The 18,698-nt window shown below is 66.0% G+C and carries 12 protein-coding genes and 1 pseudogene; 7 read left to right on the top strand and 6 right to left on the bottom strand.

The window, feature by feature from the left end; genetic code table 11:
• A pseudogene (locus VSR72_RS40740) lies at window positions 1–1,015 on the bottom strand (cell division protein FtsK); the annotation flags it as partial.
• A 211-nt stretch (window positions 1,016–1,226) separates the two neighbouring features.
• Window positions 1,227–1,787 (bottom strand): META domain-containing protein, encoded by a 561-nt coding sequence (locus tag VSR72_RS40735; protein WP_342957844.1) that lies wholly within the window; start codon window positions 1,785–1,787, stop codon window positions 1,227–1,229.
• Between the two features lie 310 nt (window positions 1,788–2,097).
• Here VSR72_RS40735 and purT point away from each other — a divergent pair, with 310 nt between their 5' ends.
• The 5 genes from purT to VSR72_RS40710 all read left to right on the top strand — a co-directional run bounded on the left by purT (window position 2,098) and on the right by VSR72_RS40710 (window position 9,114).
• Window positions 2,098–3,321, top strand: a complete 1,224-nt coding sequence (gene purT / locus VSR72_RS40730; RefSeq protein ID WP_342957841.1) for a formate-dependent phosphoribosylglycinamide formyltransferase — start codon at window positions 2,098–2,100, stop codon at window positions 3,319–3,321.
• A 154-nt stretch (window positions 3,322–3,475) separates the two neighbouring features.
• Window positions 3,476–3,859 carry an MliC family protein gene (locus tag VSR72_RS40725; RefSeq protein ID WP_342957840.1) on the top strand — a complete coding sequence of 128 codons (384 nt, stop codon included), beginning with the start codon at window positions 3,476–3,478 and terminating at the stop codon, window positions 3,857–3,859.
• A gap of 115 nt (window positions 3,860–3,974) precedes the next feature.
• Window positions 3,975–5,621, top strand: coding sequence for an acetolactate synthase large subunit (locus tag VSR72_RS40720; protein WP_342957839.1), 1,647 nt, complete (start codon window positions 3,975–3,977; stop codon window positions 5,619–5,621).
• A gap of 24 nt (window positions 5,622–5,645) precedes the next feature.
• Entirely contained in the window at window positions 5,646–7,082 is a 1,437-nt protein-coding gene (locus tag VSR72_RS40715; protein WP_342957838.1) for an aldehyde dehydrogenase family protein, read from the top strand.
• A gap of 544 nt (window positions 7,083–7,626) precedes the next feature.
• A complete protein-coding gene (locus VSR72_RS40710; protein WP_342957837.1) occupies window positions 7,627–9,114 on the top strand; it encodes a DEAD/DEAH box helicase in 1,488 nt (495 codons plus the stop codon).
• 70 nt (window positions 9,115–9,184) lie between these two features.
• Here the strand turns inward: VSR72_RS40710 and gluQRS are convergent, their stop codons facing one another.
• Window positions 9,185–10,120 carry a tRNA glutamyl-Q(34) synthetase GluQRS gene (gene gluQRS / locus VSR72_RS40705; protein WP_342957843.1) on the bottom strand — a complete coding sequence of 312 codons (936 nt, stop codon included), beginning with the start codon at window positions 10,118–10,120 and terminating at the stop codon, window positions 9,185–9,187.
• Window positions 10,121–10,141: 21 nt separating this feature from the next.
• The gene (locus VSR72_RS40700; RefSeq protein ID WP_342957836.1) at window positions 10,142–11,029 is read right to left on the bottom strand and encodes a sulfurtransferase; all 888 of its coding nucleotides are present in this window, start codon (window positions 11,027–11,029) and stop codon (window positions 10,142–10,144) included.
• A 260-nt stretch (window positions 11,030–11,289) separates the two neighbouring features.
• On the opposite strand from VSR72_RS40700, the gene dnaE reads away from it, so the two are divergent.
• On the top strand, window positions 11,290–14,847 hold the full coding sequence (gene dnaE, locus VSR72_RS40695) for a DNA polymerase III subunit alpha (protein ID WP_342957835.1): 3,558 nt from the start codon (window positions 11,290–11,292) through the stop codon (window positions 14,845–14,847).
• A gap of 58 nt (window positions 14,848–14,905) precedes the next feature.
• On the opposite strand, the gene VSR72_RS40690 is transcribed toward dnaE, so the two are convergent.
• On the bottom strand, window positions 14,906–15,739 hold the full coding sequence (locus VSR72_RS40690) for a glycosyltransferase family 2 protein (RefSeq protein WP_342957834.1): 834 nt from the start codon (window positions 15,737–15,739) through the stop codon (window positions 14,906–14,908).
• Window positions 15,736–16,551 (bottom strand): glycosyltransferase family 2 protein, encoded by an 816-nt coding sequence (locus tag VSR72_RS40685; protein WP_342957833.1) that lies wholly within the window; start codon window positions 16,549–16,551, stop codon window positions 15,736–15,738. Before VSR72_RS40685 ends, VSR72_RS40690 begins: the two co-directional genes overlap by 4 nt.
• A 289-nt stretch (window positions 16,552–16,840) precedes the next feature.
• Between VSR72_RS40685 and msbA the strand changes: the two genes are divergently transcribed.
• Window positions 16,841–18,625, top strand: coding sequence for a lipid A export permease/ATP-binding protein MsbA (msbA, locus tag VSR72_RS40680; protein WP_342957832.1), 1,785 nt, complete (start codon window positions 16,841–16,843; stop codon window positions 18,623–18,625).
• Window positions 18,626–18,698 lie beyond the last annotated feature (73 nt).

Genomic DNA, 18,698 nt, shown 5'->3' with positions numbered 1-18,698 from the left:
GTGCACCGTGCACCGCAGCCGAAGCCGCTCGCGCACCCGCCATCGCCGCGGCCATGGCAGGCCGGGCATGGTTCGGTTCAGCGCGCCACGGCGCCTTGGGGTGCGCGGGGACGCCATGCGCGCTCGCCATCTCTGACGCGGCGTTCGTACTGCGCGCCGGCTGGCGGCGTGCTTCGCCGAGCGGCGCGCCTTGCTGCAACGGCGCACGCGGTGGCTCCATCGGTGCGCGCGACGTACCTGCGGGCGGCGTTTGCACTGGCGCACGCGTGCCGCGCAGCCAGTCGGCGGCTGCGGTCGGCTCGGTGCGCGCCCATGCCGTGGCGGGATCGGCGGGGCCACGCAAGCCCGGTTCGGCCCGCCACGAAGCTGTATCCGCAAAAGCGTCCTGTGCGGCGACGGCAGTCGACGCTGCGCCAAGTCCCGCAGCCATCGCTCCTGCCGTACGCGAACTATCGCGATTGTCGCGACCGTCGCGACCCTCGCGCGCTGGCGGGCGCCAGATCGTCGGCCGCTTGCGGCGCGCGCTGTCACCCGGCATCGGCGGCGTAATGGTTGCGGCGCTATGCGCGGGAAGTCCTTCCTCGGCCGCGGCGCGGCGGCTGCGGCGCTCGCGGCGCGGGCTGTCTTCGGTCTCGCGTGCGGCGCGGATGTTCAGGCCGAGCCCGAGCGAGATGTCGGCCCAGGCGAGGAATTCGCGCCAATGGAAGTCGAGCAGCCACGGCAAGCTCACGAGGAAAAGCGCCGTCATCGCGAGCGGCGCGGCCACGTGGCCGATGAGCTTGCCGAGCCCGCCCGCAAGCGCATGGCCGAGCGCGTCGAAACCGGCGATGTCGAGAAGCGTCGCCTCGAGCGCGCAGCTCGCCACGAGCACGCCAATGAAGCCGAGCCAGAGCCGGATCGTGCCTGGGCCGCGCAGGCCTGCGCCGCCCGGCAGCACGGACTTGACGAGACGCCAGATCAGAGGGATGAACCAGACGGCCGAAATGCCGAACCAGCCAGGAACTACCGTGTGCATGCCAAAGATGTACGTAGAGAAGGTGTGCGACGTGTGGAGTGTAACCGCTCGGCCCCTGCGCGCCGCCATCCACTTGAGGACGGTGTTGCGCGCGGCACGGCGAGCGTTGCGCGCCCGACACGCCAAAGACCCGGCGCGCGGCGCTTTGGTTCGCGCGCAACAAAAAAAGAGCCGCGCCGGGCAAGGGCGCGGCGGCTGATGCGCGCAGCGTTCACTGCGCCGGTTTGGCGTCGGAGGCGGCGCCGGGCGCTGCATCCGGCTTGGCGCCAGGCTCGGCGCTTTGCTCGGCGAAAGTCAGGCGGTCGCCGTTTTCGAGCACGAGAAAGAGCGATTGCGGATGGCGCATCTGCACGCCCGAGCGCGTGATATGCGAGAGCGCCTCCAGATAGGCGCCCTCGATGTCGCCACCCGCGCCGATGCACGCCATGCGCGTGCCGCCGAGCTGGCTGAACGACAGCAGGCCGTTCTTGAGCGTATAGGCGCCGAAATAGCGGTTGCAGCCCGAGAAGCCGCTTGCGCGGCGCTGGCCGCTCTCGGTCGAGAGGTCGAGCGTGATGGGGCGGGCGTCGGGGTTTTCGGTGTTGCCGGCGTCGGCGTTCGGGCCCGGCAGGGCGCGCAACGTGCCGTCGGCGCGCTTCCATTCCGTGAGCTGCCAGTGCGTGTTGTCGAGCAACTGCGTCGTGGCGGGGTTGAACGGATCGGGCAGCGGCGCGGAGGCGTCCGTGTGCACCGGCAGCTTGCACGCGCATACCAGCAGGGCAGCCGCGAGCATCGCCGTGCGCGAGGTCAGCTTGCGCGCGAATACGCCTCGGGCAGGGCGCAAATTCACGCGCGCACTCTGGCTTGGCGCCTGGCTCGGCATCTGGCTCCGCGTTTGGCTGTTATGCATCGCATCGTTCCTCGTAATCAACGAAGGCGTAAGCGTAACGCACCGCGCTGCAGCATGCGAGCGCAAACGTGCGTGCGGCGCCCTTGAACTGAGCCGCCGCCGGCGCCCCAGCGCGCCTCGCTGCGGCAATGCCGCGTGTTAACATCGGCGCTCTCACGCAATTGCGCATTACCGTCATCATTCTGGAGACATCATGCAAACCCGCCCCCGCATCGGCACGCCGCTTTCCGCTTCCGCCACCCGTGTCATGCTGCTCGGCGCGGGCGAGCTTGGCAAGGAAGTGATCATCGCGCTGCAGCGTCTTGGCGTTGAGGTGATCGCCGTCGATCGTTACGAAAACGCGCCCGGCCATCAGGTTGCGCATCGCGCGCACGTGATCGATATGGCCGATCCCAAGGCGCTGCGCGCGCTCATCGACGCCGAACGCCCGCATCTCGTTGTCCCCGAAATCGAAGCGATCGCCACCGACGCGCTCGCCGAAGTCGAAGCCGAAGGCGTCGCCGAGGTGATCCCCACCGCGCGCGCCGCGCAGCTCACGATGAACCGCGAGGGCATCCGCCGCCTCGCTGCCGAGGAACTCGGCCTCGCCACGTCGCCCTACGCGTTCGCCGATTCGCTCGACGAGCTGAAGGCGGGCGTCGCCAAGGTCGGCTATCCGTGCGTGGTCAAGCCGGTGATGTCGTCGTCGGGCAAGGGGCAGTCGGTCGTGCGCAGCGACGCCGACGTCGAGCGCGCCTGGGAATATGCGCTCGCGGGCGGCCGCGTGAATCGCGGGCGCGTGATCGTCGAGGGCTTCATCAACTTCGACTATGAAATCACGCAGCTCACCGTGCGCGCCATCGATCCGGCGAGCGGCCAGGTGCAAACGTACTTCTGCGATCCGATCGGCCACCTCCAGGTGGACGGCGACTACGTCGAATCGTGGCAGCCGCAGCCGATGAGCGCAAAGGCGCTCGAGCGCTCGCGCGAGATCTCGCACAAGGTGACCGAGGCGCTGGGCGGGCGTGGCCTGTTCGGCGTCGAGCTGTTCGTGCGTGGCGACGAGGTGTGGTTCTCGGAAGTGAGCCCGCGTCCGCACGACACGGGGCTCGTCACGCTCGCCTCGCAACGTTTCTCCGAGTTCGAACTGCACGCGCGCGCGATCCTCGGTCTGCCGGTCGATACGACGGCGCGCGGTCCGGGCGCATCGGCCGTGATCTACGGCGGCATGGACGCGCGCGGCATCGCGTTCGAGGGCGTCGCTCAGGCGCTGGCCGTGCCGGGCGTGGACCTGCGCCTCTTCGGCAAGCCCGAGAGCTTCGTCAAGCGCCGCATGGGCGTCGCGCTCGCCACGGGCGCCGACACCGACGAGGCCCGTTCGCGCGCCCGCGAAGCGGCCGCGGCGGTGCGTCCGGTGCCGGGCGACGCCGCGCAGTAAGCGCGTAGTGATCGTATAACCGGCACGCTGCGTTGGCCGCGCGCAAGGCGGCCGTCGCTCGTGCCGGGTTATCGTGTGAGCCATCCCTTCGCGCGTGAGCCGCGTGCGACATGTGGCGTGAGGCGCGGGGGCAACGCAACACACGGAGAACACGATGATCGATGGTCGAAGCGGCGCAATCCGGTTGGCGGCAGCGTGCGGTCTTGCCGCCGCGCTCTGCGCCAGCGCGGCAAATGCGGCCCCGCTCGAAGTGCGCGACATCCAGGTGCAATCGCGCCACACGTTCAGCTACACCTGCTCGAACAGCAAGACCTTCAAGGTCACCTATCTCAACGCCGCCAATGGGCAGAGCTTCGCACTCGTGCCCGTGGACGGCCGCAAGCTCCTTTTCGTCGGCGTGATCGCCGCTTCGGGCGTGAAGTACGTCGCCGAGCGCTACACGTGGTGGACCAAGGGCCCGGGCGCGGATCTCTACGACGTCACGTCCGACGCGAGTCCGAAGCCGGTGCTCTCCGGCTGCGCGACGATCATGCGCTGACGCCGAACGCACGCTTCACAGCACATTCCGCCTTGCGGGAGTAACCTGTCGGCCTGTTCGCGAAGGCCGGCTGCCGTCCGCGCCGCCTGCCACGCTCTTGCCAACGAGGTGGTCGATGAAAGCATCGGATCTGTTCGTGAAGGCGCTGGAAGCCGAAGGCGTCGAGTATGTGTTCGGTATTCCAGGGGAAGAGAATCTCGATCTGCTCGAATCGCTGCGCCGCTCGAAGATTCGTCTGATCGTCACGCGCCACGAGCAGGCCGCGGGCTTCATGGCCGCCACTTACGGACGGCTGACGGGCCGCACCGGCGTGTGTCTGGCCACGCTCGGCCCGGGCGCCACCAACTTCGTGACCGCCGCCGCCTACGCCCAGCTGGGCGGCATGCCCATGCTGATGGTCACGGGCCAGAAGCCCATCAAGTCGAGCAAGCAGGGCCACTTCCAGATCGTCGACGTGGTGCGCATGATGGAGCCGCTCACCAAGTACGCGCGCCAGATCGTCTCCATCGGCAATATTCCGGCGCTCGTGCGCGAGGCGTTTCGCCAGGCCGAGCAGGAGCGGCCCGGCGCCGTGCATCTCGAACTGCCCGAGGATGTGGCCGACGAAGAGGGCGACGGCAAACCCATTCCCAAGAGCTTCAGCCGCCGGCCCGTGGCCGAGGAAAAGGCCGTCGCGCATGCGGTCGGGGCCATTTGCAAGGCGCGCCATCCGCTGCTCATGATCGGCGCGGGCGGAAATCGCAAGACCACGCGCAACGTGCTGCGCGAATTCGTCGACGAAACCGGCATCCCGTTCTTCACCACGCAGATGGGCAAGGGCGTGATCGACGAATCGCATCCGCTCTGGCTCGGCAACGCGACGCTCTCGGACGGCGACTTCGTGCACCGCGCGATCGAGCACGCCGACTGCATCATCAATGTCGGCCACGACGTGATCGAGAAGCCGCCATTCTTCATGCGCAGCGCGGAAGAGAAAACCGTCATCCACGTGAATTTTCTCGGCGCGGAAGTCGATCCCGTGTATTTCCCGCAGATCGAGGTGGTGGGCGACATCGCCAACGCCGTTTGGCAGCTCAAGGAGAGCCTGAAACCGCGCGAGCACGCGTGGGACTTCACGCGCTTCGAGGAGATCAAGCGCCATTTCGAGGCGCATCTCGCCAAGGGCCAGCACGACGAGCGTTTTCCGATGTATCCGGTGCGGCTCGTGCACGACGTGTACGGCGCGATGCCGGAAGACGGCATCCTGTGCCTCGACAACGGCATGTACAAGATCTGGTTCGCACGCTACTACCGAGCACGGGAGCCCAATTCGATCCTGCTCGACAACGCGCTCGCCTCGATGGGCGCGGGGCTGCCGTCGGCCATCGCCACGAAGATCGTGCATCCGCAGCGCAAGGTCGTGGCGGTATGCGGCGACGGCGGGTTCATGATGAATTCGCAGGAACTGGAGACGGCGGTGCGCCTGAAGCTCGATCTCGTCGTGCTGCTGCTGCGCGACGACGCGTTCGGCATGATCCGCTGGAAGCAGGAAAACATGAATTTCCCCGACTACGGGATGACGCTGCAGAACCCCGACTTCGTCGACTATGCGCAGAGCTACGGCGCGCACGGCCACCGCGTGGGCTCGGCGGACGAATTCAAGCCGCTCGTCGAGCAGTGTCTGGCGCAATCGGGCGTGCACGTGATCGACGTGCCCATCGATTATTCGGACAACGAGCGCGTACTCAATCGCGATATCAAGCGCCTGAGCGCGCAGCTTTGACGCTGCACTTACGGAGAACCCGTCATGCTCAAACCGACCTATCCGTACTACCTGGCCAACGAGGCCGTCGCCGCCAACACCGACCTCGAAGTCACCGACAAATACAGCGGCGAAGTCGCCACGCGCGTCGCGCTTGCGGACGCGAAGGCCATCGACCAGGCCATCGCCGCAGCCGAAGCCGCCATGCCCGCCATGCGCGCGTTCCCGCCGTACAAGCGCCAGGCCGTGATTGATCATTGCGTGGCGCGCTTTCGCGAGCGCTTCGACGAGCTGGCGATGGCGCTGTGCATCGAGGCGGGCAAGCCGATCAACGATTCGCGCGGCGAGGCCACGCGCCTGATCGACACGTTCCGCGTGGCCGCTGAAGAGAGCGTGCGCATCGACGGCGAGATCGTGAATCTCGAGATTTCGGCGCGCGCAAAGGGCTATCACGGCTACGTGAAGCGCGTGCCAATCGGGCCGTGCTCGTTCATCTCGCCGTTCAATTTCCCGCTCAATCTGGCTGCGCACAAAGTCGCGCCGGCGCTTGCCGCGGGCGTGCCGTTCGTGTTGAAGCCCGCGAGCCGCACGCCGGTGGGCGCGCTCATCATCGGCGAGGTGCTGGCGGAAACCGACCTGCCCAAGGGCGCGTTCTCGATCCTGCCCGCGCACCGCGACGGCGCCGACCTCTTCACGACCGACGAGCGCTTCAAGCTACTCTCGTTCACGGGCTCGCCGGGGGTGGGCTGGGACCTCAAGAAGAAGGCCGGGAAGAAGAAAGTCGTGCTGGAACTCGGCGGTAACGCAGCCGCGATCGTCGACGGCGATCAGGGCGGCAAGCTCGATTACGTGGTCGATCGCCTGGCGTTCGGCGCGTACTATCAGTCGGGGCAGAGCTGTATCGGCGTGCAGCGCATTCTGGTGCACGCGTCGATTTACGACGCGCTGCGCGAGAAACTCATCGCCAAGGTCAAGACGCTCAAGATGGGCGACCCGAAGGACGAGTCAACCTTCGTTGGGCCGATGATCTCCGAGTCCGAGTCGAAGCGCCTCGCCGGCTGGATGGAGAGCGCGGTGCTCGCGGGCGCGAAGATCGTCGCGGGCGGCAAGGTGGACGGCGCGATGTTCGAGGCCACGCTGCTCGAAGACGTGCGCCGCGACACCGACCTCTACCGCAAGGAGGCGTTCGGGCCGGTCGCGATCCTTGAGCGTTTCGACGACTTCGGCCGTGCGCTCGAAATCGTCAACGACAGCGATTTCGGCCTGCAGGCGGGCGTATTCACGGATTCGCTCGCCAACGCGCACCGCGCGTGGGACGGCCTCGACGTGGGCGGTGTCGTGATCAACGATATTCCGTCATTTCGCGTCGATAACATGCCGTACGGCGGCGTGAAGGACTCGGGCCTCGGGCGCGAGGGCGTGCGCTACGCGATCGAGGACATGACCGAGCTGCGGTTGATGGTGATGCGCGAGACGTGGTGAGGCGCGGTCGTATAAAAAGGGCGCGATGATTCGTCGCATGGCGCACGAGGTTTTCTCGTGCGCAGCGTTGCAGAACACTTGGCCTGCTGCCATAGGGATTTATGCCAAGGTGCTACAATACCGGCCTTTCGGCCCTTTGCGCCTGCCGCAGAGGGCGGGCAGCAAGCAGGTAGCAAGCCGCCCCGACGCTTGCTGGATTGGCCTGAAAAGCCGATCGAGCCGTTTTGACAAATCCGGTGCGCGCGCCAGTCGATAGACCGGGCGGCGCCGGAACCATCTGGAATCGAGCGAGTCTGGCCGGGTTGAACCCGAGCGAGCGCGGCGATGGAGCCAGCGCCCCGTCCCCGGCAGATTTTCTCGTCGTCCACGGGCCATCCCGGGCCATCCGTTTGCCGGGAGGCCCTCGCGGGCGTGTGTTCCGCCCGTCGCAGCAGGGCGCCTTGCATCTTGTCAGGCGCCTTTGCATCGACCTGCAATGCCCAGCAGTGACCTTTTGAGGCGCTCCCGCGCCTTGCGCGAATAGCGCCTTTATAGCGAAGCCACCATGTCCGACACAGCCGTCACGCCCAGCACTGCGAACTTTGACCAGTTTGGTCTGGCCCCCGAAATTCTCAGGGCCATCAAGGAGCAGGGCTACACGACGCCCACGCCGATCCAGGCGGAGGCGATTCCCGTGGTGCTCACGGGCCGCGACGTGCTGGCTGCAGCGCAGACTGGCACGGGCAAGACGGCGGGCTTCTCGCTGCCGATCCTGCAACGCCTCTTGCCGATGGCGAGCACGAGCGCCTCGCCCGCACGCCATCCCGTGCGCGCGCTGATACTCACGCCTACGCGCGAGCTGGCGGACCAGGTCGCCAACAACGTGCGCACCTACGCGCAGCACACGCCGCTGCGCAGCGCGGTGGTGTTCGGCGGCGTCGACATGAATCCGCAGTCCGACGAGCTGCGCCGCGGCGTGGAAATCCTGATCGCGACGCCTGGCCGTCTGCTCGACCACGTGCAGCAAAAGACCACGAACCTGGGTCAGGTGCAGATGCTCGTGCTCGACGAAGCCGACCGCATGCTGGACATGGGCTTCCTGCCCGACCTGCAGCGCATCCTGAACCTGCTGCCGAAGGAGCGCCAGACGCTCTTGTTCTCGGCCACGTTCTCGGGCGAAATCAAGAAGCTTGCCGCGACCTATCTGCGCTCGCCGCAGACCATCGAAGTCGCGCGCAGCAACTCCACCGCGACCAACGTCACCCAGGTCGTGTACGAAGTTGCCGAAGGCGACAAGACCGGCGCGGTCGTTCAGTTGATCCGCGACCGGGGCCTGAAGCAGGTGATCGTGTTCTGCAACAGCAAGATCGGCGCGAGCCGCCTCGCGCGCCAGATCGAAAAGCAGGGCATCGTCGCGGCGGCGATTCACGGCGACCGTTCGCAGAACGAGCGCATGCAGGCGCTCGACGCCTTCAAGCGCGGCGAAATCGAAGCGCTCGTGGCGACCGACGTGGCCGCGCGCGGCCTCGACATCGCCGAGTTGCCCGCCGTCATCAACTTCGACCTGCCGTTCAACGCCGAAGACTACGTGCACCGTATCGGCCGCACGGGCCGCGCGGGCGCCTCGGGTGACGCGCTGTCGCTGTGCAGCCCGAACGAGAAGAAGCAGCTCGCCGATATCGAGAAACTCATCAAGCGTCCGCTGACCGTGGAGCGCCTCGTGGTCGACGTGCCGGTGCCGCATCACGAAGGTGGCAGCCGCCGCCGCGAGCGCGACGGCCATGAAAGCCGCGAAGGCCGCGGTGAACGTGGCGAGCGCGGCACGCACCGCCGCGCGGCGTCGTTCGACCGCCCGCATCATCATCGTTCGCAGCCCGTCGACGACTTTTTCCTGAAGCCTTACGAGCCTTCGGCGAATGCGCGTAGCAAGGCCGAAGACAAGCCCGCTAACGCCGCGCCGCAAAAACAGCAGTCGAAGCAGCCGCTCGCGGCGCTGCTCGGCGGACTCGGCGCGTCGTGGCGCAACAAGCCGACGTCGTCTTCGTCGAGCTGAGTTTGAGCGCGAGATCGTCGCGCAACACAGAAAAAACGGCATGTCGCTCCTGGCGGCATGCCGTTTTTGTTTATGCGGCCGGCAATTTATGCAATTGCGCGAGCCGCCGCTTCCACGCATCGATCGCGTCTAGCTGGAACGCTTTGAGCGTCGTGGGCGCGCGGTCGTGCAATTCGAGGTCCAGGTGTCGCGCCGCGGCCATCAGCGCGTCAAGCGGGCGTGACGCGTCAAGCGCCTGCGCGCCGGTCTGCTTCGAGAGTTTTTCCCCTTGCGCGTTCGTGACGACAGGCACGTGCAGATACGCGGGCGTTGGCACGCCAAGACACTGCTGGAGCCAGATCTGCCGCGCCGTTGAGTCGAGCAGGTCCGCGCCGCGCACCACATGCGTGATGCGCTGTTCGGCGTCGTCCACGACTACGGCGAGCTGGTAGGCCCACTGGCCGTCCGCGCGCAGCAGCACGAAATCGCCGACTTCGGTCGCGAGGTCCTGGTGCTGCGGGCCTTGCCAGCGATCGTCGAAGCGGATCAGTGGGGAATGGCCATGCGCTTCGGCAGGCTCGTCCGCGTTTTCGTGATCAGGCACGCGCAGCCGCCACGCGCGCGCGGGCTTGCCGTGCAGGCCGTCGCGGCAGGTGCCCGGATAGATCAGCGTGGTATTGCGTTGGTGCACGCGCAGTTGCGAATCCGCGATTTCCTTGCGCGTGCAGCCGCACGGATAGACGTGGCCGGAAGCGATCAACCGGTCGAGCGCCGCGCGGTACAGATCGGTGCGGCGGCTCTGCCATTCGGGTGCTTCGTCGGCGTGAAAGCCGAAGGCCGCAAGCGTCGCGAGTATGTCCCCGGCCGCGCCCGGCACGGTGCGCGGGCCGTCGATGTCCTCCACGCGCACGAGCCATGCGCCGCCATGCGCTCGCGCATCGAGCCAGCTCGCGAGCGCCGAAACGAGCGAGCCGAAGTGCAGCGGGCCAGTGGGCGAGGGCGCGAAGCGCCCGCGATACCCTTGCAGCGATGCGCTCACGCGCGCGGCTTAAGCGGCAGCCTGGGCCGCTGGCGTTGCACCCGCCGCGCTTGCGCGCTCCGGATGGCACGCCGGGCAGCTCTTGCCCGCCTCATAGAGCGGCGAAGCCTGCTCTTGCGCCGTGACGACGGCGCGGCACGCGAAGCACTGGACGGTGTCCGTCGCTTCGAGCTGCGGATTGAGCGCGGTGCGCTGGTCGAACACGAAGCAATCGCCGTTGTAGTGCGCGCCGCCCACTTCCTCGAAGTACTTGAGAATGCCGCCTTCGAGCTGATACACGTGCTCGATGCCCACTTCCTTCATGTGGATGGCCGCCTTTTCGCAGCGAATGCCGCCCGTGCAGAACGACACGACCGTCTTGCCTTCGAGGTCGGCGCGGTTCGCCTCGATCACGCCGGGGAATTCGCTGAACTTGTCGATGCGGTAGTCGAGCGCCTTGTCGAACGTGCCGACGTCGATTTCGAACGCGTTGCGCGTATCGAGCATGACGACGGGGCGACCATCGTCGTCGAAGCCGCGGTCGAGCCATTCCTTGAGCACGACCGGCGCCACGGAAGGCGCGCGGCCTTCTTCGGGGCGGATTGCGGGCTTCTTCATCGTGATGATCTCGCGCTTCAGGCGCACGAGCATGCGGTTGAAGGGCCGCGTTTCGGAAAAGCTTTCCTTGAACCGCAGCGTCGCGAACTTGCCCTCGAAGAGCGGATCGTGGTTGATGTAGTCCATGAAGGCGCGCACGTTGCCTTCATCGCCGGCAACGAACAGGTTGATGCCTTCCGGCGCGAGCAGGATCGTGCCCCGCAAATCGAGCGATTGGCAGCGCTCGAGCACGAGCGGACGCCACTCGGCGGTCTTCTCGAGCGTGGCGAACTGGTAAGCGGAGAGATTGAGGATACGCATGGTGCAACTGGAAAGGCGCTAAAAAAGCGCGTGAAACCGGAGCCGGGCGCGCGTGCTAGCTGGCAACTTCCGGCCCCACGAAAACGGCAATTGGGGCAGGGCGCGCGGCGGGCGCAATCCGCTATTATCCCTCAATCGCGCCTCGCGCCGCCTGCGGCGTAGTCGACACGCTGTGCAGCGGCCCTGCGCTCGCTCAAGGTCTTGTCCAGACAGCTAACGTCGCGAGCGAGCGCCGAAAATCGCGTGCCCCTGAAGGTACAATGACGGCCATGTCAGATCCCCGCTTCGTCCATCTCCGCGTCCATTCCGAATTCTCGATTGCCGACGGCATCGTGCGCCTCGACGACCTCGTCAAGGCGGCGGCCAAAGACGGCCAGGGCGCGCTCGCGCTCACCGACCTCGGCAACGCATTCGGCCTCGTCCGTTTCTACACCGAAGCCCGTGGCAAAGGGGTCAAACCCATTGCCGGCTGCGACGTCTGGATCACGAATCCCGACGACCGCGACAAGCCTTCGCGCCTTCTGCTGCTGGTGAAGGACAAGCGCGGCTACCTGAATCTGTGCGAGCTGCTTTCCAAGGCGTGGCTCACGAACCAGTATCGTGGCCGCGCGGAAGTCGACGTTGCGTGGCTCGAAGAAGGTCTGGCCGAGGGTCTCCTCGCGATCTCGGGTGCGCAACAGGGCGACGTGGGTCTCGCGCTCGCGGCAGGCAACGCCGAAAGCGCAAAGCGCCATGCGCAGCGCTGGGCGAAGCTGTTTCCGAACGCGTATTACATCGAGTTGCAGCGCTGCGGCCAGCCCGGCGGCGAGCCATATGTCGAGCAGGCGGTGGCGCTCGCATCGCAACTGAAGCTGCCGGTCGTCGCCACGCACCCCATGCAGTTCATGACCGACGAGGAATACACCGCGCACGAAGCGCGCGTGTGCATCTCGGAAGGCGATATCCTCGCGAATCCGCGCCGCCAGAAGCGCTTCACGACCGATCAGCGTTTTCGCACGCAGGAAGAAATGGCCGCGCTTTTCGCGGACATTCCCTCGGCGATCGCGAACACCATTGAAATTGCCAAGCGCTGCAATCTCACGCTCGAACTCGGCAAGCCGAAGCTGCCGCTCTTCCCGACGCCCGACGGCATGTCGCTCGACGACTACCTCGTGCAGCTTTCGCGAGAAGGCCTCGAAAAGCGCCTCGTGCAGCTTTATCCGGACGCGGCCGAACGCGAGCAGGAGCGCGCGCGCTACAACGAGCGTCTCGAATTCGAGTGCGGAACCATCATCAAGATGGGCTTCCCGGGCTACTTCCTGATCGTTGCGGACTTCATCAACTGGGCGAAGAACAACGGCGTGCCGGTGGGCCCAGGCCGGGGTTCGGGCGCGGGCTCGCTGGTCGCGTACGCGCTCGGTATTACCGACCTCGATCCGCTGCGCTACAACCTGCTGTTCGAGCGTTTCCTGAATCCGGAACGCGTGTCGATGCCCGACTTCGACATCGACTTCTGCCAGCACGGGCGCGACCGCGTCATTCAGTACGTGAAGGAAAAGTACGGCGCCGACGCGGTTTCACAGATCGCGACCTTCGGCACCATGGCCGCGAAGGCCGCGGTGCGCGACATCGGCCGCGTGCTCGACCTCGGCTACAACTTCACCGACGGCGTGGCCAAGCTCATTCCGTTCAAGCCGGGCAAGCACGTCACGATTGCTGACGCGATGAAGGAAGAGCCGCTCCTTCAGGAGCGCTACGACAACGAAGACGAAGTGCACCAGCTGCTCGACCTCGCGCAGCTCGTGGAAGGTCTCACGCGTAACGTGGGCATGCACGCGGGTGGCGTGCTGATCGCGCCGGGCAAGCTCACCGACTTCTGCCCGCTCTACACGCAGGGCGACGAAAGCGGCGTCGTGAGCCAGTACGACAAGGACGACGTGGAAGCCGTCGGCCTCGTGAAGTTCGACTTCCTGGGACTGACGACGCTGACGATTCTCGACTGGGCCGAGCGCTATATCCGCATGCTCGATCCGTCGAAGAAGGACTGGTCGCTCGCGCAAGTGCCGCTCGACGACGCGCCGTCGTTCCAGATTCTCAAGAAAGCGAATACGGTCGCCGTGTTCCAGCTGGAAAGCCGCGGCATGCAGGGCATGCTGAAAGACGCGCAGCCCGACCGCTTCGAGGACATCATCGCGCTCGTGGCGTTGTATCGTCCGGGCCCGATGGACCTGATCCCGAGCTTCTGCGCGCGTAAGCACGGCCGCGAAGTGGTGGAGTATCCCGATCCGCGCGTCGAACCTGTTCTGAAAGAGACCTACGGCATCATGGTCTACCAGGAGCAGGTGATGCAGATGGCGCAGATCATCGGCGGCTATTCGCTTGGCGGCGCCGACTTGCTGCGTCGCGCGATGGGCAAGAAGAAGCCCGAGGAAATGGCCAAGCACCGCGAGATTTTCGCGGAAGGCGCGGCGAAGAACGGCCTCACGCGCGAGAAGGCGGACGAGACCTTCGACTTGATGGAGAAGTTCGCGGGCTACGGCTTCAACAAGTCGCACGCGGCCGCTTACGCGCTGCTCGCTTATCACACGGCGTGGCTCAAGGCGCACCATCCGGCGGAATTCATGGCGGCGAATATGTCGCTCGCCATGGACGACACCGACAAGGTGAAGATCCTCTTCGAGGACTGCCTGACCAACAAGATGGTCGTGCTGCCGCCGGACGTGAACGCCTCGGCGTACCGCTTCGAGCCGGTACCCGACGCTAACGTGGCCGAAGGCAAGCGCTCGCGCACGATCCGCTACGGTCTTGGCGCGATCAAGGGCAGCGGCCAGAACGCCATCGAAGAAATCTTGCGCGCGCGTGCAGAGGGTGGTCCGTTCAAGGACCTGTTCGACTTCTGCGAGCGCATCGACCGCCGTCTCGTGAATCGCCGCACGATCGAAGCGATGATTCGCGCGGGCGCGTTCGACACGATTCACGCAAACCGCGCCCAACTGCTCGCCTCCGTACCGATGGCAATGGAAGCCGCCGATCAGGCAAGCGCCAACGCCATGCAAGCGGGCCTCTTCGATATGGGCGACGCGCCGCTCGCCGCGCACGAACTGGTCGATGAGCCCGCGTGGGGCGAAAAGCGCAAGCTGCAGGAAGAGAAGGCGGCGCTCGGTTTCTACCTTTCGGGCCATCTCTTCGACGCCTACAAGGACGAAGTGCGCCGCTTCGTGCGCCAGAAGATCGGCGAGCTGAAGGAAGGGCGCGACAAGCTGATTGCGGGCGTGATCGCTTCGTTGCGCACGCAAATGACCCAGCGCGGCAAGATGCTGATCGCGCTGCTCGACGACGGTACCGGCCAGTGCGAGGTGACCGTGTTCAACGAGCAGTTCGAAGCGCACAAGGCGCTCTTCAAGGAAGACGAGTTGCTCGTCGTGCAGGGCGGGGCGCGCAATGACGCGTTCACGGGTGGCATTCGCTTCACCGTGGATACGGTGATGGATCTTGAGCGCGCGCGCAGCCGCTACGCGCAGGCCGTGAAGCTGCAGATGAACGGCAATGCCAATGCAGGCGCACTGCGCTCGGTGCTCGAAGCGTATCGCGCGAAGCCCGACGACTCGCTGCCGGCGCCTGCCACGGAAACGCGCGGCCGCGGCGGCTTCGGTCGCGATCGCGGCGAGCGTGCGCAAGCGGTCATTCCGAACGGGCTCGCGGTGCAGATCGCTTACCGCAACGATCGGGCGGAAGGTGAGGTGCGTCTGGGCGACGCCTGGCGCGTCAAGCCCACCGATGACTTGCTCGCCGCGCTGCGCGGCGAATTTGCGGGCAGCGAGATCGAGATCGTTTACTGACGGGAAAGGGTGGCGGGCGGCATGGAGGTTTTCGTGCCGCCGTGCCCGCAGTGCGCGTTCAACTCGCGAGTTCGGCCAGACCGCGTTCGGCGCGCACGGTGCCATCCGCGATGCGCACCTTCACCCGTTCCTCGTTGGAGCTAGCCTGCGAGCGCGGTTGCTCGCGGTGCCACAGGTGGAAGATTTCCGTGGCATAGGCGCCGAGCTTGCGGTGCACGCCGCCATTGGCGAGCCGCGCCACAAAATCGGCGTCCTCGTGCCCCCAGCCGGTGAAGCTAGTGTCGAATCCGTTCACGCGCTCGACGTCGCTGCGCCAGGCGCTCATGTTGCAGCCCTTGATGCCGCGCCACTTGAACTGCTCGATCACACGCCAGTTGCGATCCGGCAGCTTCACGAAGAGAGGCGCGATCTTGTTGACGTGGCCAGCGAGGCGTTGCTGCACCCAGAAGCCGAAGCCTTTGTCCGCAAGCGGAATCGTCTGGCCGATCACCTGCTGCGTGAGCGCTTCGTCGAGCAGGATGCGGCTGCCGGTGATGATGGCGCGCTCGCTCGCGAGCTGCCGGTGGCGCGCAACGAAATCGTGCTGCGCCACGCAGTCGCCATCGAGAAAGATCAGGTAATCGCCGCGGGTCTGCGCGATGCCCTTGTTGCGGATTTCGGCGAGGCGAAAGCCATCGTCCGGGTGCCACACATGCTCCATGCGCACCGGGCTCGACGCCGCGCAGCGCTCCACGGTCTCGCGGGTCGCGTTGGCCGAGCCGTCGTCGGCGACGATGATTTCGTAGTGCGTGTCGGACTGTGCGCTCAGGCTGGCGAGCACCCGTTCGAGCGCATCGGGCCGGTTATAGGTGCTGACGATCACCGAAACCAGCATGTCGCGGCGCGCGTTCATCGGCTCTCCGGTGCGGCGTCGCGGGCTTTGGCGGCGGCGGTCTGCTGTGTCTCGATGAGCATGAGCTTCAGGTAGCGGTAGTAGGTGCCTTCGGCGTTGGAGATCGCCAGCACGAAGCCCATCTTGCCGTCGAGAAAGCCGCGCTGGATGATCCAGCTGCGCACGAAAGACCAGAAGCCGTGGAGCAGCGCCTTGCGCAGGCCGCCGCGCTTGCCGCGCGCCGCGCCCTGGGTCGCGCCGTAGGTCGAATAGCTGTCGATCTTGCCGAGCACTTCCGAGAAGTCGCGGAAGCTGTAGTGAATCAGCGCCTGAGTGAGCGTGCCGACGCGCGCCTCGGGCGCGGCGATCACGCGTTCGTGCACGAGGTCATTTGAGAAGCGCGCCGCGTCGCGGCGAAAGAGCCGCGTCACATAGTCGGGCGACCAGCCCGAGTGACGGATCCACTTGCCGCAGTAATTCGACTGGCGGGGCAAGCGGAACAGGTCGGCGCCGCTCGCCTTCACGCTTGCGAGGATCTCGTCGCGCAGCGCGGGGGAGACGCGTTCGTCGGCGTCGAGCGAGAGGATCCAGGGGCCGCGGGCCGTGTCGAGCGCGCGCTGCTTTTGCGGTCCGAAGCCGGGCCAGTCGGTTTCGACGACCGTTGCGCCGAACTCGCGGCAGATGGCCTGAGTGCCGTCCGTGCTGCCCGAGTCGAGCACGACGATTTCGTCGACCCAGCCGTGCACGGATGCGAGGCAGTCGCGAATATCGTGTGCTTCGTTTTTGACGATGACGATGACACTGATCGCATCGGGTTTGGCGCTGTCGTTCATCGGCGCTGGCTCGCGATGGCTGGAAGAAGGTGAAGAAGGTGGGAGCCGGCTGGCGCTGGCCTTGCTTTCGGAGCGCACTTCGCGCGCAAGCTCGCAGTGAACTGAATGCGCACGCGTTCGAGCCCCGAAGCCGAATCGCTGAGTATATACAAAAACGCCGGCGGCTACGAAACCGCCCCGGCGGAAGGCCCGGCGGGGCGGATACATCGCCTCCTGGGCCGAACGTTTACAATGGCGTACCTGTTTGCCAGGGGGCGGGCAGATTACCCGCATTTTTTTCGAGGAAATTTTGGGCGAGAGATCAACCTTGAGCAAGCCGATCGGCTCCGACACCAAGTCGTCGCCGGTTGTCATTGGCCGGCGGCTGTGGCCGTATGTGAAGCCGCTTATGTGGGTGCTCCTCGCAGGCGTGCTAGCCATGGCAGTGGTGGCCGCCACCGAAGCCGGCATTCCCGCGCTGCTCAAGCCGCTGCTCGATCACGGCTTCGGCACGCGCGGCGACCCGAAAGCGAGATGGCTGGTGCCGATCGCGGTGATTGGCCTCGCGCTCGTGCGCGGCCTCGCGCAATACGCTTCCGGTTACCTGCTGCAATACGTGTCGAACCGCGTGCTGCTCGCGCTGCGGCTCAAGATGTTCGAGCGCATGATTCACGCGAGCGTCGGCTTCTTCCAGCGCGAAACCGCGAGCACGGTCATCAACGCGATCGTGTTCGAGGTCAACCAGATTCTCGGCGTGCTGCTCGGCGTGCTGGTCACGCTCGTGCGCGACTCGCTCACCGTGATCTTCCTGCTCGGCTACCTGTTCTATCTGAACTGGCGGCTCACCTTGATCGTCGCGGTGCTGCTGCCGGCTATCGGCTGGCTCGTCAGCAAGATCAACCGGCGTCTGCGCCGGCTGAACCGAGAGCATCAGATGCTCACGAACGACCTGTCCTATATCGTCGAGGAGACGGTTGGCGGCTACAAGGTCGTCAAGGTTCACAACGGCGAGAAATACGAGAAGGATCGCTTTGGCGAAATGAGCCGCCGCCTGCGCGGCTACCAGATGCGCATGACGGTGTCGGGCGGTCTCGCGCAGCCGCTCACGCAGTTCCTTGCTTCGATCGCGCTGGCGATCGTCATCACCATTGCGGTCGTGCAGGCCTCGAACGACCAGACGACGGTGGGCGGCTTTGTGGCGTTCGTCACGTCGATGCTGCTCGTGATCTCGCCGCTCAAGCACCTGATCGACGTGAACCAGCCGCTGCAGCGCGGCATGACCGCGGCTGAGCTGATTTTCGGTCTGATCGACGAGCCGCCCGAGCCCGTGGGCGGCGGCTTGCCGCTCGAACGCGCGCGCGGCGAGGTGGAGTTCCGCGACGTGTCGTTTGCCTACGGCGCGAGCCATCGCGTGACGCTCGACCACGTATCGTTCCGCATCAGTCCCGGCGAAATGGTGGCGCTCGCCGGTCCGTCGGGCAGCGGCAAGACCACGCTCGTGAATCTGTTGCCACGCTTTTTCGATCCGAGCGGTGGCCAGGTGATGGTCGACGGCGTTTCGATCGCCGATTACGACGTGCATGCGCTGCGCAACCAGATCGCGATGGTGAGCCAGGACGTGGTGCTGTTCAACGACACGGTCGCGAACAACGTCGCCTATGGCCAGACGGCCGACCGCGAGCGCGTGGAGCGCGCGCTGCGCGCCGCGAACCTGTGGGAGACGATTTCGGCGCTGCCCGAAGGCGTGGACACGCTGATCGGCGACAACGGCATGAAGTTCTCGGGCGGCCAGCGCCAGCGCCTGGCGATCGCCCGCGCGATCTACAAGGATGCGCCGATCCTGATTCTCGACGAAGCGACCTCGGCGCTCGATTCGGAATCGGAGCGCCATGTGCAGGCGGCGCTCGAAACGCTGATGCGCGGGCGCACGACGCTCGTGATCGCGCACCGCCTCTCGACGATCGAGCGCGCGAACCGCATCCTCGTGATGGATGGCGGCCATATTGTCGAATCGGGCACGCACCAGGAACTGCTCGCGAAGGGCGGCATGTACGCGCACCTGCACAAGATCCAGTATCAGCAGAGCGCGGCCTGATCCTTCGGGGCGATCACGCGGCGCGCGAGTTCAAGCGCGCCGCGGTCGTGAAGCCAGGCCCGCGCGTGGCGTG

Origin of the sequence: Paraburkholderia sp. JHI869 (assembly GCF_038900775.1) — a bacterium.
In the GTDB taxonomy this organism is placed as follows: Bacteria; Pseudomonadota; Gammaproteobacteria; order Burkholderiales; family Burkholderiaceae; genus Paraburkholderia.
The sequence above is the reverse complement of the archived record's forward strand: the minus strand, read 5'-3'. Positions and strand labels throughout refer to the sequence as shown.